This is a genomic window from Lysinibacillus parviboronicapiens, assembly GCF_003049605.2.
GTDB classification, from domain to species: Bacteria; Bacillota; Bacilli; order Bacillales_A; family Planococcaceae; genus Lysinibacillus; species Lysinibacillus parviboronicapiens.
In genome coordinates this window covers 3156408-3172636 of the sequence record NZ_CP073713.1, presented here as the reverse complement: position 1 = coordinate 3172636, position 16229 = coordinate 3156408, and the positions used below count along the sequence as shown (strand labels likewise).

Sequence of the window (16229 nt, the reverse complement as noted above, 5' to 3'; positions counted from 1 at the left end):
ACAATAAGAATTTATATTTTTTTATAAATATCTCGAATTCGAGATAATTGCAGCTCCAGGTTTTATTAAATTATGAGTAAATATTGAATAAAGGAATGAATTCCTGTGCACCATGGCTTAGAGAGCTTTTTTCCTTAAAATTTACGGAGAATAGGAAGGCACAAGCTTGCGCATTACAAAAAATTATTCGTTTTCAGTTCGTATGAACAAGAAGGAGGAAAAGAAATGTTGAAAATAGGAATTATTTTAGGAAGTACACGTGAAGGTCGTTTAAGTCCCCAAGTAGGTCAATGGGTAAAGGAATTAGCAGAAAAACGCCGTGATGCACAATATGAAATTATTGATATTGCAGAATTCAAATTACCTTTATTAGGTGAGCCAGGTACTGATGCTTCTGGGGCAGCTGCATGGTCTCAAAGAGTTGCTGCGTGTGACGGCTTTGTTTTCATTGTTCAAGAATATAACCACTCCATCACAGGGGCACTTAAAAATGCATTAGATTACTTACGGGAAGAATGGAATAACAAAGCAGCTGGTATTGTTTCATATGGTTCTGTTGGTGGGGCACGTGCTGCAGAGCATTTACGTGGCATTCTTGGAGAGTTACTGGTAGCAGATGTTCGTGTACATCCAGCACTATCTTTATTTACTGACTTCGAAAACGGCTCCGTATTTAAGCCAAAAGATGTGCAAGCTGATTCAGTTAACCAAATGTTAGATCAAGTCATTCCATGGGCAACAGCATTAAAAACAATTCGCTAATAACCATAAGCGATATGTACATAATAATATGTGCATATTGCTTTTTTTGTCCAATGTACTTTTCATAACAATATTTAATTTTTACTGATAGAAACTTTTTCACTAGTAAAGCGTATACATTATTGGAAGTAAAATAGGATAATGGTTATTTAAGGGGGAGTATTAAGTTTGACTAAAAAGAAAAATAAAAATGAAGCATGGGCATGGGCAAAGATAATAGGTTTAACGATAATTTTTACAATCGGTGTTCGGTATTTCATACTTTCTCCAGTAATTGTAGATGGTGCTTCGATGATGCCTACTTTTGAAGATGGGGAAAAACTATTAATTAATAAAATCGGTCCTCGATTAACGAACTATAATCGGTTTGACATTATTGTATTTGAAGAGAAAAAAGATTTAAATTATATTAAAAGAATTATTGGTTTACCGGGAGATCAAATTGCCTATAAGGATGACGTTTTATATATAAACGGGGAGAAGTACGAAGAGCCATATTTAAAAAAATATAAAGGGACCCTACAAGATAAAGGGGATTTTACATATGATTTCACGTTAGAAGAGCAATTAGGAGAGATGACAGTACCACAAGGGCATTTTTTCGTCTTAGGCGATAATAGACGTAGAAGTATAGATAGTCGTGACCCGAATGTTGGTTTTATTGCTCAAGACGCGATTTTGGGAACAGCAAGTTCTACATTGTGGCCTTTTGTCAAACGTGAAAATATACGCTTTGATCATTAAGATTTTTTGAAAGGCATGCTATAATTTTTCATTAAATACCGTGAAGGGGCAGAGATTTATGAAAACAATTATCGTCCATCATTATGATGCATTTAGCACGATACCAAATAAGGGGAATCCAGCTGGCGTTGTATTAGAAGCTGATAGCTACAATGAATTAGAAATGCAAGAAATCGCCAAGCAAGTTGGCTTTAATGAAACAGCTTTTGCCATGAAATCAGATAGAGCGGATTTATGCATACGTTATTTCACGCCTGGACACGAGGTGAATTTATGCGGTCATGCCACGATGGCAACGATTTATGCACTTAAAACGAATGGTTTGTTAGAGAATAAATCTATGTTCACAATTGAAACAAAAGCCGGTATTTTACCTATTCATTTGCAAGAGCGAGCAGGGGATGTTTTTATAACCATGCAACATGCTGCACCGCAATTCGAATCCTTCAATGGTTCAAGGGTAGAGTTGGCGAAAGCGATTGGATTAGCAGAGCATGAATTAAATTTAGATTTACCGATTATTTATGGCAGTACAGGGCTTTGGACATTGCTAATTCCTGTACGAAGTTTAGCAGCCATCAAAAAGATGGTACCTCAAACAGCTACGTTTCCAAGTATTTTAAAAGAAATGCCTAAAGCATCATTGCATCCGTTTTGTTTAGAAACGTTCGATGAAACTGCAGATATGCATGCAAGACATTTTTCTTCACCTTTCTCTGGGACAGTTGAAGATGTGGTGACAGGCACTGCATCGGGTGTTATGGGGGCTTACTATGCAAAATATATCGATAATAACATGTCATTACCAAAAACACTCCTTGTTGAACAAGGGCAAGAACTTGGTAGAGACGGGCGTGTACGTGTACATGTAAAACAGAAAGAGAATAATTTAGACATTTCTATTACTGGCACTGCAGTATATGTGAAAAAGTTGACCGTAAAGATTGAGAATTAAGCACACAGTATGCGTCTAGCGCAAATCTCCACCTTTATCAATAATCAATATAAGAGAGACTGCCCTAATTGATTAATACCTCATCTGTTGGACAGCCTCTCTCTTTTGATAAACCTATAAGAGCCAATTGATTGACATTATCTATAAGATTAATGTTTTATTTCTTCCATAACTTGCTGTTTTAAATCTATATCCATAGCAGAAAGATGTTTCTAGCCTGTCTAGTTCCCAACAAGAACATAAAATAGCTGGCTATCTCATTTTGAGATAACCAGCTATTTTATCTTTGTAGAATGTCACAAACACGGCCAATTTGACCATCAGTTAAGCGAACCTTGATACCGTGTGGATGGTAAGGAGAATTTGTCAGTAAATCCTTCACAATGCCCTTTGTTTTTACGCCTGACCGCTGATCTTTTTTGAGAATAATGTTGACCTCAAGACCGGGGTGAATATCTTTTCGATGTTGTCCGTTCATACTTTACCTCTTAACTTTGTAGAATGATTTGAATTATAGCATAAAGTGAAGTTAGTTACTTCCTACAAATAATGTTTGGTAAAGTGAAGCCAATAATGCCACAAATAAAGCATCGTCGGATTGCAAGAGTTTATAGACGATACCTTCCCGTACAAGGCCATTTTCTACAAAACAAGCACTCGCAATTTTTTTATCATTGCAATATAAATAAGCTGTTGAAGTAAAGTCCTTTTCAAAGCGAAAGACTAGGCCATCCATCGTAAAGGAATAGGAAGATTCCAGTAATTGTACAGTTTTTCGTTGAATCGGTAGCATACTTCCATCAGGCAAAGTTAGCTGGTGACTTACACCTTTGGGAAATAGCGTAGATTGCACTTGGAAAAGTGGCTTCCCTTGAGTAGTGCATGTTTCATAACGTTGTGGTAGTGAATCTTGCGTCGCAATGAGGAGTGCAGTATTAAGTACTTTTCCAACAGTTGAACGTTCAACTTTTTGCAGTAGGCAAACCGTTTCATTGTGCTCATTAACAATCGGTAAATTTGCCATTTTATTAAATAATTTAGGATATGTAAGTGAAAATATAGCCATGAAAAAACCTCCAATCTATTTACTATATACGAGTAACCTAAACTGGAGGTTTCGCATTATTTTCATTTTATTTTGCCCATTTTAAAATGAAGTGAAAATGCGTGTAGAATCGAATGTTGCATGTAACAGGGCAATCAAGACATGGTCAAGCGCTCTTGTAAAAGTTAATTGTGCTCTTGGAACAGGTTTTGTCATTCTTTATATAGTAATTAGTAGTAGTAATATAAAGAGCTATTAGAAGTCTTACAAAGAAAGCAGAGCACAAAGAGCGATTTCTACTGAAAAATAGCTGTCCGCTAAAGCTTAAAACAGCTCTATTGGACAGCCTGTATGAAATACCAATTTATATTGTATGAACAGTCATGAAAACACATCTTAAGTTGAAAGTTGAGAACGAGTCAACTATTTGCATGATTAACTGAGCGCAATTGCCTGTTTGATTCGGCTAGTAATCAGTTGGAGACGAAGATATTCCCGCTGATTGAAGGTTCACTTTACCATTACTTCACCTGCAAGTGCGCGTTTTTCTTGCTCTGGGTCAAACTCTTTTTCCATTTTAGAAACGACTACTGCTGCCACACCGTTACCGATTAAGTTTGTTACTGCTCGTGCTTCTGACATAAAGCGGTCAACACCAATTAATAATGCAATGCCCTCGACAGGTATCATTGGGAATGCAGCAAGCGTTGCAGCAAGTGTGATGAATCCTGAACCTGTTACACCGGCAGCACCTTTAGAAGTTAGCATTAAAATAGCTAGCAATGTAATCTGATGCCAAATATCTAAATCAACACCATATGCTTGTGCGATAAAAATAGCCGCCATTGATAAGTAAATAGATGTACCATCTAAGTTAAAGGAATAGCCTGTTGGTACAACAAGTCCCACTACCTGTTTAGAACAGCCGTAGTTTTCTAATTTACGCATCATAGAAGGTAGCGCAGATTCAGAAGAGGATGTCCCAATGACGATAAAAATTTCATCTTTAATATATTTAATAAATTTAAAAATACTAAAGCCGAAGTAGCGTGTAATTAAACCGATGATAAGAGTGATAAATATGAACATTGTAATGTAAACCGATAACATTAAGAAACCTAAATTACCAAGTGATTTTAAACCAAAGTTCCCGATTGTATAACTCATAGCACCGAATGCGCCAATTGGTGAGATTTTCATCACCATATTGACGATTTTAAAGAAGATATCTGCTACTTGTTCAAAAAACTTAATGACTGGTTTAGCTGGTTCGCCAATCGCAGCAGCCGCTAAACCAAATAATACAGCAGAGAATAACACCGGTAATAATTCCCCATTTGCAAGTGCCCCAACAACATTATCAGGGATAATTTGCATGATAAATGCGCCAATGCCATGCTCTGCAGCAGCAGCCTGCTCAGTATATTGTGATACATCAGCACCATTTGCAGCTTCTGTATTAAAGCCTTTCCCAGGTTGCACAATATTGACAACGAGTAAACCAATTGCTAGTGCAAATGTAGACACAATTTCAAAATAAATAAGTGCCTTCCCACCGATTTTACCAACCTTTTTAACGTCACCCATACTACCAATTCCAATAACAACGGTTAAGAAAATAATAGGTGCAATTAACATTTTAATTAATTTGATGAAAATATCTGCTAATATTTTTAAGCTAGCGCCGAATTCTGGGAACACAGCACCGACAATAATACCGAGCACGATGGCAATCAGTACTTGTACAGTTAAATTTTTAAAATTAATACGCATTAAACTCTCCCCCTTAAAAAGTCGATGAATATTTTGTGAACGTTTTCATGTGGTTATCATAGCTGAAATTTTCCGACAATAGTTTTTATGACCGAAAAGTTTCTATTGTTCATTTTGTTCATTTTTGGTGATGTCTAAGGAAAACAAGGAATAGCAAGATTTTAGAGCTGTTTTATAGTAGATAGTATTTTAGTGAACTATTATAATACACAAGAAAAAACCCCACTAAAAAAGTGAGGTTTTTTCATTAATGAACAAAAGTATTAAGGAGTAACAATTTTTTGAATTTCAGTGAGTACATGAACGTTTTCATGATTTTTGCGGTAATGGTCATAGACGGGGGATAGTTTTTCTTTAAAACGTTTCCGTTCCTGTTCGCTCATAACATAAATATCAAAGTCATCCTGTTGCTCAAGTTTGTGTAAATCGATTTCATTCATGAGAACAGCTTGTTCGAATTGCCATTCCGTCGTTTCCTCCATAGCTTCCTCAATTTGCTTTTGAATTTTTGGAGGAAGCGATTTCCAAAATTTACTGTTGATTAAAACTGCGTAACCTAAAATGCCATGCTTTGTTAAAGTCATATGTTGTTGCACTTTGTAAAAACCTTTCGAGTAAATATTGGATGCCGTATTTTCTTGAGCATCAATGGCGTGTGTTTCTAAATCCGTAAAGACCTCACTAAAAGAAATAGGGACAGGGGTAGCACCAACTGCCTCAAATTGTTTTTCAAGTGTTTTGCTAGGCATGGTACGTACGCGTAAACCTTGTAAATCTTCATAGCTATGAATAGGTTGCTCGACTGCAGTTAAATGTTTGAAGCCATTATGCCAAAAACCAAGACCTTTTACATGATAGGGCTCAAGCTCTTCTAATAATTGCTTACCAATTGAGCCTGTTAGTACTTGTTTCACTTCATCATCTGTTTTAAAAAGGTAGGGAAGATCGAGCACTTGCCAATCTTGTACATAAGATGTCATCTTTGAAAAAGTAGGGATAATCATTTCAACTTCACCATTTTGAAGTGCATTAAACTCATTTTCATCATTAAAAAGCGAGGCATTTGGATAAACATGTACCCTGACCTCACCATTTGTTTTTTCCTGCACGAGCTCAGCAAATTTACTGGCTGCTTGTCCTTTCGGTGTATTTTCTGCAACGACATGACTTAAATGAATGGTGATTTGTGTATCCAAGCCCTTTTGTTCATCGTCATAGGGGAGTGGTTTTGCAAAAAGTAAGCCTTGCTGTATGCTTATGGAAATTGTTAACAATATTGCGGTTGCTATTGTTCCAATAATAAATTTTTTCATATATTACACCCAATTGATTCGTATTTTCCTATGTTTTTGTTATTCTAACATATGGAGTAAGCTAAAATATAGTGATAGGAGGCGATGATCTTGAAATTTCATAAGTTATCAATGAAGAGAAAAATCATGTCTCTTACTTTTTTTATACTCATTGTTTCCTTTAGTATAGGTGGTACTTTTTTGTTAGGATTTGTTATGAATGAGCAGAAAGATAAGCTTGAAAATCAGGCATTACTTGTAGCAAAAACAGTATCGCAGTTACCAGAATTAAAAACTTATATTGTCCATGATGATTTTGTGAAAGCGACACAGCATATTAATCCTGTTGTGGAAGAAATTCGTGATATAAATGGAGCGCAGTATATTGTTGTGCTCGATATGCAAAGACGCAAATATTCGCATCCAAGTGCGGAAGAAATCGGTAGAATCTCCCAATCGGGCGATTTAAACGCTGCATTTTCTGAACATTATTATACATCAATTGCACATGGACAACATGGAGAGATGGTACGTGCTTTCGTCCCCATTATGAGCAATGAGGGTCACCAAGTTGGGGTAGTTGTGGTGGGTTATAGTGTTTTGACTGTCACTGAGTTGCTTCAGTCTATCCAAAAAGAGCTATTCATTACCATCCTATTGTCATTGTTATTTAGTGCCTGGGGCGCGCATACGTTAGGGCTTCACATGAAAAAACAAATGTTTGGATTAGAGCCACATGAAATTGCCAAAATGTATGTGGAACGAACTGAAACATTTAACGCTATGCATGAAGGAATTATTGCCATTGATAATGATTTGACAATTACAATTTTCAATGAAAAAGCCTGTGAGATTTTAGGGGTATCGGAACGACCGGTGACGCTCATTGGTAAGAAAATTTTTGAGGTGTTACCAGATACACGATTGCCTGAAATTTTAGCATTAGATCGTCCTATCTACAATCGTGAGCTCTATATTAATAATCATAGTATTATGAGTAATCGAATTCCAATACAGGTAAACGGAGACACTGTTGGTGCTGTAGCTATGTTTAAAGACCGTACGGAAGTGAAACAGCTCGCAGAGGAATTAACGGGTGTTAGGGCGTTCGTTCAGGCTCTGCGTGTGCAAACACATGAGCATAAAAATAAATTGCATACCATTGCAGGGCTTTTACAGCTTGGCCATCATGCACAGGCGCTTTCCTATCTAACGCAAGTGAAGGAAGAACATGATGAAATTACCAATTTTCTAAATGAACGTATTAAAAACGAAAATATTTCTGGCCTGCTGCTTAGTAAAATTTCCTATGCGAAGGAGCAAGGGATTACATTGGAAATTGATCGAGCAAGCCATCTCTCAACATTTCCGAAAAATTTAGATCATCATGATTTCGTTATTTTATTTGGAAACTTAATAGAAAATGCCTTTGATGCCTTAAAAGACATGCCAGTTGGAGAAAAAATTGTGCATGTTTCAGTTGATGAGGAAGACGATGTGCTTGCGATATTAGTAACGGATAATGGCGTTGGCATGTCAGAAGAAGTAAAAGCCCATATTTTTGATAATGGTTTTTCGACAAAGGAAAAAAAGGGCAGGGGCATTGGACTCTATTTGATAAAAGAAATTGTTCAAAAAGGACATGGTGATATTGAAGTCATAAGTGAACCCAATAAAGGAACAAGTTTTTTATTAACATTTTATCTGCATTAAGCAACAGATTTTAGTAAGAAAGCGAAGCGCCAGCGATATATTTTGAAGGGTGGGCTGACAGTGACACTTATAAGAGTACTATTAATTGAAGATGATCCCATGGTACGCGAGGTCAATCGCCAATTTATTGAAAAGGTTGAGGGATTTGAGGTAATTGGCCAAGCGGCAAATGGTGTTACAGGGGTAGAGCAAATTAGTACCCTCAAACCAGATTTAGTATTTATGGATATTTTCATGCCAGAGCAGGATGGAATTACTAGCTTGCATAAAATTCGGGAACTTAAAATGCAAGTCGATATCATTACCGTAACAGCAGCCAATGACATGGAGACGGTGAAACAGGTATTGCATCTCGGTGTCTTTGATTATATTATGAAACCTTTTTCGTTTGAGCGAGTACAAGGGACACTTGAGAATTATAAGCGATTTAAGAAGAAAATGCAGACGGAACGGGAGTTCACACAAGGGGAGCTCGACCAATTATTCCATTACCATGGGGGCAATGAAGAGAGCGTGCAGGCAAATGTCATCAACTACGAAAAGAATTTGCCAAAGGGTTTTAATCGGACGACCCTTGAAAAGGTTGTCCATTATTTACAATCAGTGGATGGGGCTTCAGCAGAAGAAGTTGCGAGTGGCGTTGGTATCGCCCGCGTAACGGCAAGACGTTATTTAGATTATTTAGAGAAACAACAAGAAATAACGATGGATGTGCATTATGGAGGCATCGGTCGGCCTATAAATTATTACTTTAGTAAATAGTAATCGGAGTTGTCTCAACTGTCGTTATGATGACAATTTTTAGTGAAATTACTTTTTCTAAAAGGAAAGCTGTCTAAAAAGTATGTTCTCTCACTTTTTAGACAGCTTCTTTTAAGATTTAGTACATCACCTGAAGAATTTTAGTAGGGCATAATTTTTTCTACAGGCTTTGGCGTTTTGATTTTTGGTAAGATTTTGTCAAGTGTGACTGTACGATTGATAGTATGTGTTGTTTCGTCCTGATTATCGTATTGCTCAAGGAATGTAATAACCTCTTTTACAATCGGTGTGGGCGTAGAGGCTCCAGCAGTAACTGCTACGGTATTAATGCCTTTTAACCAGTCGATTTTTAGTTCAGAAACGTCTGCGATACGATAAGATGGTGTACCAGCAATCTCAACTGACACTTGCGTCAAACGATTTGAGTTATTTGATTTTGGGTCCCCAACAACAATTAGTAAATCGGCTTCCCCTGCTTGTTTCGCAACGGCCTCTTGACGTACCTGCGTAGCTAAACAAATTTCTTTATGCACTTCTATATGAGGAAATTTTTCTTTTAAACTATCCATTAAATGAGCAACATCCCACTGACTCATTGTTGTTTGGTTCGTTACAAGTAATTTATCATTTGTTAAGTTTAACGAGTCAACATCAGTGGACGACTGAACTAAATGGACGTGTTCTGGTGCAACGCCAATTGCACCTTCTGGTTCGGGATGCCCCTTTTTACCAATATAAATAATATCGTAGCCTTCAGCTGATTTTTCGCGAATTAAATCGTGTGTAACAGTTACGTCAGGACATGTGGCATCAATGGATACTAAGCCTTTACGCTTCGCGATCTCACGAATTTCAGGTGAAACACCATGCGCTGTGAAAATAACAGTGCCTGTTTCAACTTGTTCAATAATCTCTAAGCGATTGTCGCCGTCTAATGTGATGATACCATCCTCTTCAAAGGCATCAGTGACATGTTTATTGTGTACGATCATCCCTAAAATGTAGATAGGTCTTGGTAATGATTTATCTAGTGCGGCGTTACGTGCGATGACCATCGCATCAACAACGCCGTAGCAATAGCCACGTGGATTAATTTTTAATACTTGCATGGTTGTGACTCCTTTCAAGCTTACGTATCTACATTATAACGGACAGCCACAGCGAATACAAAGAAACGTTCTGTCAATTAAGTCTTGACGCAATTGCATCAAGACAGTGAATCGGTATCTACATAACAAACGATATTCAAATATGCTGCTGTATCATTGCTAATGTGCAAAAGTTATTCACTCTACCAAATTACATAGGTGGCTGGAAAATACGTGGTTTGGAAGGAAGCGGTTCACGTGGTGTTAATGGTGTATTTTGTTGTGAAGAACGCCTACTTCTTGACGTACTTACGGAATCGCTAGCGGCTGCCTCGGCTGCAACAGCTCCTGCCCCTGCAACTGCACCAGTAGCAGGAAGGCCCTGAAACCCTTTATACAATTTTAAAAGGGAAGGGATGTTTTTCACCATTGGCATTGCTTGCTGAATATAAGGGGTATACGTTTTGGCAGAGTTAAACAAACTATTTGCTGATTGTAAAAATGAGCCTATTTTTGAAGGCTCTTGCACAGGTGGCGTTGGCATTTGCCCTCCAAAAGACCCTATCCCATTAGACATTGGAAAGCCACCTGGAACTCGTGGTTGAAAGCCACCAGGAATTCTTGGTTGTGCAGGGAAGCTTCCTGGTGGATAGAAGGATTGTGGTGACATTGGTGTAGGGGTAGGCATTTGCATTGGCATTTGCATGGGCATCCCCATGCCGCCGGGATACATTTGAAACGGATAAGGTGGTCGAAATACCATGTTAATCTCCTTTCATACAAGTTTATCATTGATGACATACCTGATTATAGATATGATATGCAGATACTTAAATTAGCGTTCGACAAACACACTTAAACAAAACAAATGATAGGTATGACTACATTTCCTGTGTTCATGCAACTCTTCACTAAAATTACACTGATGTAGCGGATGGAATTAAAGAAATTTCTCAAATAACTAACTTTTCCCTTTTTTATAATTTCGGAAGCGCTAAATTTGTCGAAAAATGTCCTTATTTAGCTAAAAAGTAGTACAAATGAAGCGGAATTCTAAGGAGATTTGTTTAACTTTTCTGAAAGTTCCCCTTTGGAGAGATATTTTATGTTACGTTTATGAAAACATGTAAAGTTATTGTTAAGATTGTTTCGTTTAACAAACAAATACCATTTAACAGTAGCATGCAATTTAGGGGGAGTTCTGTGACTATTAAACTTAGAAGTATTTTATCTTTTAGTCTTATCGTATTATTAGTGTTAATTTTGGGTATTTTTCAACAACAGAATTCAAAATCTCAACTGGAACAAATACAATTGATTAAAGAAAAAACGCTTCAAGCAACATTACTAGCTGATGAGATGAAATTGTCTGTTGTGCAGGTGCAACAATATTTAACTGATATTAGTGCAACACGTGCTCAGAATAATTTAGACGATGGGTTTGAACAAGCAGAAAAATATAGTCAGATATTTTATAAAGATTTAGAACAACTGAAAAACATACATCCTCAACATAAAGAAAAATTGGAAGATATTAAAGTAACTTTTGATGAGTACTACAGTTCAGGGCGGGAAATGGCAACTAGCTATATTCAAGGTGGCCCAGAGCAAGGAAATCAAATCATGCTCGAATTTGACTCAACTTCGATTGAAATTAATGAAAAGGTTGAAATTCTTCAGCAAGAAAGTATCTTGGAAACGCAAACTGCATTAGACAGTGTTGAAGCACTAATAGATTATAATAAGAAATGGTTTTTATGGATATTTGGCATCATAGTAGGTATTTGTATAGCTGTAGGCTTTATATTGGTTCGTTCCATCGTGGTACCTGTCAATAGACTTGCTGTTGCTGCTGAAGTTATAGCTAAGGGTGATTTAAGTCAAAAAGATGTAGAAGTCAGAACAAAAGATGAAATAAGAGATTTAGCCAATTCATTTAACTTAATGAAGTCCAATTTACATAGACTGATTCATAGTATGACGGCAAATGTCGAACATACCACTTCAGTTGCTGAAGAATTAGCGGCGAGCACAGATGAAATTTCACAGTCATCAAGTGATATTGCTAAACTTGTTGAAAAGATGGCAACAAGTGACAGTCAAGCTGCTGCTACTGGACATGAAAGCTCGAGTGCGATGGATGAAACAGCGCACGGAGTGCAACGCATTGCCGAAGCAACACAGATACTGCATTCTAAAGCAATGGACACACAATCTATTGCAAATGAAGGTGAAAAAACGTTACACATAACAGAAAATCAAATGACGATTATTCAGCAATCATCGCAAGATACAAGTGAACGCATTAAGAAGTTAAGTGCACAATCGACTGAAATCGTTTCTATAACAAAAGTTATAACAGACATTACTGAACAAACGAATCTGCTTGCGCTTAATGCTGCTATTGAAGCGGCACGTGCTGGTGAACATGGAAAAGGCTTTGCTGTAGTTGCTGATGAGGTACGTAAACTTGCGGAGGAATCCAAAAAATCTGCCAATCAAATAGTTGATTTAATAGCGCTCATCCAGCAAGATACAGTCGAAGTGGAAAAGGCAGTGGGTGTCACGGTACTAAATGTGGACGAGGGTGTAACATTTATTCAAAATGCCCAAAATGCCTTCGATAAGATATTGAGCGCGATTGAAGCGATGACTTCTCAGATTGAAGACGTTTCCGCTTCTACACAACAAATTTCAGCAAGTACGGAAGAAGTGGCTGCATCTGTCAATGAAATGTCTTCCTCAGCCAATCATGCTGCAAAGCAGTCAAGTTTGATCGCATCGGCAATTGAAGAGCAAGTAGCAACCATTCAGGAAATTAACACTGTAGCAAAGTCATTAAGCGATGAAGCGTTATCGGTGAAAGAAGAAATTATTAAATTTAAAATTTAAACGAAAATAAGAAGAGCTGGAGAGTTGATTTCTATTCTCCTACTATTTTTGAAAGAGCTTTTTCGGAGCTCTAGTATCCTGATGAAACTTTACGTAAGAAAATAGAGGATAATTCATCTACTCCAAGGTATATCCATGTCTGTTGGAACTACATTTCGTCATATTTCCTTTAATAGAAATTATGCGTCCAGTACTTTGTACATATGCTCAAAACGAATTATAGTCAATCGGCGTCAAATACACTTTTTCATCATGCACGAACACTGTGTTTTGCTAAATGCAGAATTTCTAAATTTCTGACCAAGCGGTCGATCATGAGTAATGGTAGGGAAATTGTGAAAGCTAACACCGAAAGCCGTGATTTAGGGGTATTTGGAGAGAAAAAGTAAATTTCCTGCTGGCAAACTGGGAGATATTTAAAAAGATGAAAGAACATGATTAGTGAGCGTATGTAGAAAGATCCCCAAAATAAAGCCGGTAGAGCATAAAATGTGCTCTACCGGCTTCTATATGGATAAGCGAGTGCCTCGCTCTGCTACTGTTGTGAATTTACAAGTATTTTAATATGGTTTTTTTCTTTCATTAATGCTTCAAAGCCTTCTGTGACAACTTCATCAAGGTCAATACGTTTTGTCACAAGCTTGTCCGCAGGGAAATAACCTTTTGTCATTAACTCCATTACAGCTGGGAAAATATCACGATAAGCAATAATGCCTTTTACAGTGCGCTCTGAAAGAACGATGTTGTTAGGCAGAATGGAAGCTGCTGATTCCCAAATCGAAACGATAATCGTCTCGCCTTCAAATGTAGTAGCGTCAATGGCTTGTTGTAATACTACAGGTACCCCTGTCACTTCAAATGCAACATCCACGCCTCCATCTGTTAACGCATGTAATCGAGCTACTGCATCTTCATCTTTTGGATTGATGACTGCTGTAGCACCTAATTCCATGGCTTTTACTGCACGTTCTGCGGAAAGTTCTACTGCGTAAATTTCAGATGCTCCTGCTGCGCGAAGTGCTTCAATAACAAGTAGCCCAATAGGACCTGTTCCAAAAACAGCTGCTTTGTCTCCTGCTTTTAATTTACTCTGACGAACGGCATGTAATGCTACTGCTGCTGGCTCTACCAGCGCTCCTTGTTCAAATGAAAGACCTTCTGGCATTTTGTGTACCATATGTTCGTCTACCATTGTGTATTCAGAAAAGCCGCCACCACCGCCAGAAAGACCGTGGAATCCTAAATGTTTACAAATATTATATTTTCCTTTCTTACAAGCAGCACATTCACCACATGCAAGTATAGGTTCAACCACAACAGGATCACCTGTTTTAACTTTTGTAACACCTTCGCCAACTTCTACAACTTCACCAGAAAACTCATGACCCATAACTATTGGCGCAATGTCTTTACTTACATAGTGAGGTTGTTCAACTGGAATAAATATTGGCCCGGCTGCGTACTCGTGTAAATCACTACCACAAATACCTGTCCAATGTACTTTAATTTTCACTTTTCCAGGCGCAATAACTGGTTCTTCAATGTTTTCTACTCGGATGTCTCTTGCTTTATACCATCTTGCTGCTTTCATCATAAATCAACCTCCTCTAGTATCTTACATTTTCTATCATAACATGTGGTAATTCTACAAATCATTAGTTAGTGAAAATTGACATAAAAACTACTAAAAATTTACCTGCATGGCTTTTCAATTTACACATATCACTTTTTTAATTGCATAAAAGCTATATTTAAAGTAAGTTTGATAAGGGTTTGCGTTGAAACGGGGATAAATACATGAGATTAATGATAATACTTGTGTTTATAGAACGTAAGGATACCTAAATGTGCGAATCATGGTACAATAGGTTAGATATTAGGAGGTACGAAATATGTCAAAATATACAGATTATAATTTTCAGCCATTTTTGCAGGACGCAATAGCAAAACTTGGCTTCACAGAACCAACGCCAATACAAAAAGAAATCATTCCACTTATTCTTAAAGGAAAAAGTGCAATTGGCCAAGCACATACGGGTACAGGGAAAACACATAGTTTCTTAATTCCGATAGTGCAACGTGTCGATGTGACAAAACAAGAGGTACAAGCTGTTATTTCTTCACCAACACGTGAATTAGCGCAACAAATCTTTGATGCATTAACTCAACTAATTGAAGGAACAGAAATTCAAGCGAAATTATTTATTGGGGGTACGGACAAACAACGCTCCATTGATAAGTTAAAAACGCAACCACAAATCGTTGTTGGTACACCAGGACGTATTCGTGATCTTGTGAAAGAGCAAGCGTTATTTGTGCATACGGCACCAATTTTAGTAGTGGATGAAGCAGACTTAGCTTTTGATATGGGCTTTATCGAAGATATCGATGGCTTTGCTTCCCAAATGCCGGATAAGCTTGAAATGTACGTTTTCTCAGCAACAATCCCAGAACGTCTGCAACCATTCTTGAAAAAATATATGGAAGCACCAGTTCACGTGCATATGAACGACAAACGCCCTGTTGCGGAAGGTATTGACTTTGTTTTAGTCCCAATTCGTTCAAAATCACGTAACAAACGTTTGCTTGATGTGATTGAAGGCATCAACCCATTTTTAGCGGTAATCTTTACGAATACACGTAAAACAGCTGAGCACGTCGCGGGCTATTTAACAGAAAATGGTATTCGTTGTGGACAAATTCACGGTGACTTAGCGCCACGTGAACGTAGCCGTATGATGAAGCAGATTCGTGATTTAGATTATCAATATATCGTGGCAACTGACCTAGCTGCTCGAGGAATCGATATTCAAGGGATTTCCCATGTTATTAACTATGAAATTCCGGAAGATTTAGAGTTCTTTATTCACCGTGTTGGTCGTACAGCGCGTGCAGGGAATAAAGGAACTGCCATTACATTATTCGAGCCATCTGATGAGGATGCATTAGCACGTGTGGAAAAAATGGGAATTCCGTTCGTACAAAAGGACGTAAAAGATGGGGAATGGACAGAACTGAAAGATCGTCATGCCCGCAAAAACCGCGTGAAGCACGAAAATGAAATTGATGCGAAAGCAAAATCTTTAGTGCGTAAGCCGAAAAAAGTAAAACCTGGCTACAAGCGTAATATGAAGTGGGAAATGGAAAAAATTAAAAAACGTGAACGTCGCATAAAAGCACGTGGCAAAAAATAAGGGGGTATA

General features: G+C 37.6%; 14 protein-coding genes. 7 read left to right on the top strand and 7 right to left on the bottom strand.

Annotation, left to right across the window (positions count from 1 at the left end; translation table 11 throughout):
• The first annotated feature begins 225 nt into the window (after positions 1-225).
• From C9J31_RS15280 to C9J31_RS15270, 3 genes are all read left to right on the top strand, one after another.
• Positions 226-762 (top strand): NADPH-dependent FMN reductase, encoded by a 537-nt coding sequence (locus C9J31_RS15280; RefSeq protein WP_107950232.1) that lies wholly within the window; start codon positions 226-228, stop codon positions 760-762.
• A 168-nt stretch (positions 763-930) separates the two neighbouring features.
• On the top strand, positions 931-1506 hold the full coding sequence (lepB, locus tag C9J31_RS15275; protein ID WP_107924553.1) for a signal peptidase I: 576 nt from the start codon (positions 931-933) through the stop codon (positions 1504-1506).
• A gap of 58 nt (positions 1507-1564) precedes the next feature.
• Positions 1565-2461 (top strand): PhzF family phenazine biosynthesis isomerase, encoded by an 897-nt coding sequence (locus C9J31_RS15270; protein WP_107950230.1) that lies wholly within the window; start codon positions 1565-1567, stop codon positions 2459-2461.
• A 280-nt stretch (positions 2462-2741) separates the two neighbouring features.
• Here the strand turns inward: C9J31_RS15270 and C9J31_RS15265 are convergent, their stop codons facing one another.
• From C9J31_RS15265 to C9J31_RS15250, 4 genes are all read right to left on the bottom strand, one after another.
• Positions 2742-2939: a YwbE family protein gene (locus tag C9J31_RS15265; RefSeq protein WP_107924554.1), complete on the bottom strand. Its 198-nt coding sequence runs from the start codon at positions 2937-2939 to the stop codon at positions 2742-2744.
• A 51-nt stretch (positions 2940-2990) separates the two neighbouring features.
• The gene (locus C9J31_RS15260; RefSeq protein WP_107950228.1) at positions 2991-3527 is read right to left on the bottom strand and encodes a tubby C-terminal domain-like protein; all 537 of its coding nucleotides are present in this window, start codon (positions 3525-3527) and stop codon (positions 2991-2993) included.
• Between the two features lie 489 nt (positions 3528-4016).
• Positions 4017-5279 (bottom strand): dicarboxylate/amino acid:cation symporter, encoded by a 1263-nt coding sequence (locus C9J31_RS15255; protein WP_107924556.1) that lies wholly within the window; start codon positions 5277-5279, stop codon positions 4017-4019.
• A gap of 263 nt (positions 5280-5542) precedes the next feature.
• Positions 5543-6592 (bottom strand): TRAP transporter substrate-binding protein, encoded by a 1050-nt coding sequence (locus tag C9J31_RS15250; protein ID WP_107950226.1) that lies wholly within the window; start codon positions 6590-6592, stop codon positions 5543-5545.
• Positions 6593-6703: 111 nt separating this feature from the next.
• On the opposite strand from C9J31_RS15250, the gene C9J31_RS15245 reads away from it, so the two are divergent.
• Positions 6704-8284 carry an ATP-binding protein gene (locus C9J31_RS15245; RefSeq protein ID WP_235616285.1) on the top strand — a complete coding sequence of 527 codons (1581 nt, stop codon included), beginning with the start codon at positions 6704-6706 and terminating at the stop codon, positions 8282-8284.
• 60 nt (positions 8285-8344) lie between these two features.
• On the top strand, positions 8345-9046 hold the full coding sequence (locus C9J31_RS15240; protein ID WP_107924559.1) for a response regulator: 702 nt from the start codon (positions 8345-8347) through the stop codon (positions 9044-9046).
• Between the two features lie 140 nt (positions 9047-9186).
• On the opposite strand, the gene C9J31_RS15235 is transcribed toward C9J31_RS15240, so the two are convergent.
• Positions 9187-10155 carry a 4-hydroxy-3-methylbut-2-enyl diphosphate reductase gene (locus C9J31_RS15235; protein ID WP_107924560.1) on the bottom strand — a complete coding sequence of 323 codons (969 nt, stop codon included), beginning with the start codon at positions 10153-10155 and terminating at the stop codon, positions 9187-9189.
• A gap of 190 nt (positions 10156-10345) precedes the next feature.
• Positions 10346-10897 carry a VrrA/YqfQ family protein gene (gene vrrA / locus C9J31_RS15230; RefSeq protein ID WP_054768197.1) on the bottom strand — a complete coding sequence of 184 codons (552 nt, stop codon included), beginning with the start codon at positions 10895-10897 and terminating at the stop codon, positions 10346-10348.
• 440 nt (positions 10898-11337) lie between these two features.
• Between vrrA and C9J31_RS15225 the strand changes: the two genes are divergently transcribed.
• Positions 11338-13026, top strand: a complete 1689-nt coding sequence (locus C9J31_RS15225; protein WP_193767094.1) for a methyl-accepting chemotaxis protein — start codon at positions 11338-11340, stop codon at positions 13024-13026.
• A 535-nt stretch (positions 13027-13561) separates the two neighbouring features.
• Here the strand turns inward: C9J31_RS15225 and C9J31_RS15220 are convergent.
• Positions 13562-14617: a 2,3-butanediol dehydrogenase gene (locus tag C9J31_RS15220; protein WP_107950311.1), complete on the bottom strand. Its 1056-nt coding sequence runs from the start codon at positions 14615-14617 to the stop codon at positions 13562-13564.
• A gap of 301 nt (positions 14618-14918) precedes the next feature.
• On the opposite strand from C9J31_RS15220, the gene C9J31_RS15215 reads away from it, so the two are divergent.
• Positions 14919-16220 carry a DEAD/DEAH box helicase gene (locus C9J31_RS15215; RefSeq protein ID WP_107924565.1) on the top strand — a complete coding sequence of 434 codons (1302 nt, stop codon included), beginning with the start codon at positions 14919-14921 and terminating at the stop codon, positions 16218-16220.
• Positions 16221-16229 lie beyond the last annotated feature (9 nt).

What these genes read in the sequence shown, in the direction of transcription:
- C9J31_RS15280 (WP_107950232.1), top strand. Translation starts at nt 226, where the DNA reads ATGTTGAAAATAGGAATTATTTTAGGAAGTACACGTGAAGGTCGTTTA.
- C9J31_RS15270 (WP_107950230.1), top strand. Translation starts at nt 1,565, where the DNA reads ATGAAAACAATTATCGTCCATCATTATGATGCATTTAGCACGATACCA.
- C9J31_RS15265 (WP_107924554.1), bottom strand. Translation starts at nt 2,939, where the DNA reads ATGAACGGACAACATCGAAAAGATATTCACCCCGGTCTTGAGGTCAAC.
- C9J31_RS15260 (WP_107950228.1), bottom strand. Translation starts at nt 3,527, where the DNA reads ATGGCTATATTTTCACTTACATATCCTAAATTATTTAATAAAATGGCA.
- C9J31_RS15255 (WP_107924556.1), bottom strand. Translation starts at nt 5,279, where the DNA reads ATGCGTATTAATTTTAAAAATTTAACTGTACAAGTACTGATTGCCATC.
- C9J31_RS15250 (WP_107950226.1), bottom strand. Translation starts at nt 6,592, where the DNA reads ATGAAAAAATTTATTATTGGAACAATAGCAACCGCAATATTGTTAACA.
- C9J31_RS15245 (WP_235616285.1), top strand. Translation starts at nt 6,704, where the DNA reads ATGAAGAGAAAAATCATGTCTCTTACTTTTTTTATACTCATTGTTTCC.
- C9J31_RS15235 (WP_107924560.1), bottom strand. Translation starts at nt 10,155, where the DNA reads ATGCAAGTATTAAAAATTAATCCACGTGGCTATTGCTACGGCGTTGTT.
- vrrA (WP_054768197.1), bottom strand. Translation starts at nt 10,897, where the DNA reads ATGGTATTTCGACCACCTTATCCGTTTCAAATGTATCCCGGCGGCATG.
- C9J31_RS15220 (WP_107950311.1), bottom strand. Translation starts at nt 14,617, where the DNA reads ATGAAAGCAGCAAGATGGTATAAAGCAAGAGACATCCGAGTAGAAAAC.
- C9J31_RS15215 (WP_107924565.1), top strand. Translation starts at nt 14,919, where the DNA reads ATGTCAAAATATACAGATTATAATTTTCAGCCATTTTTGCAGGACGCA.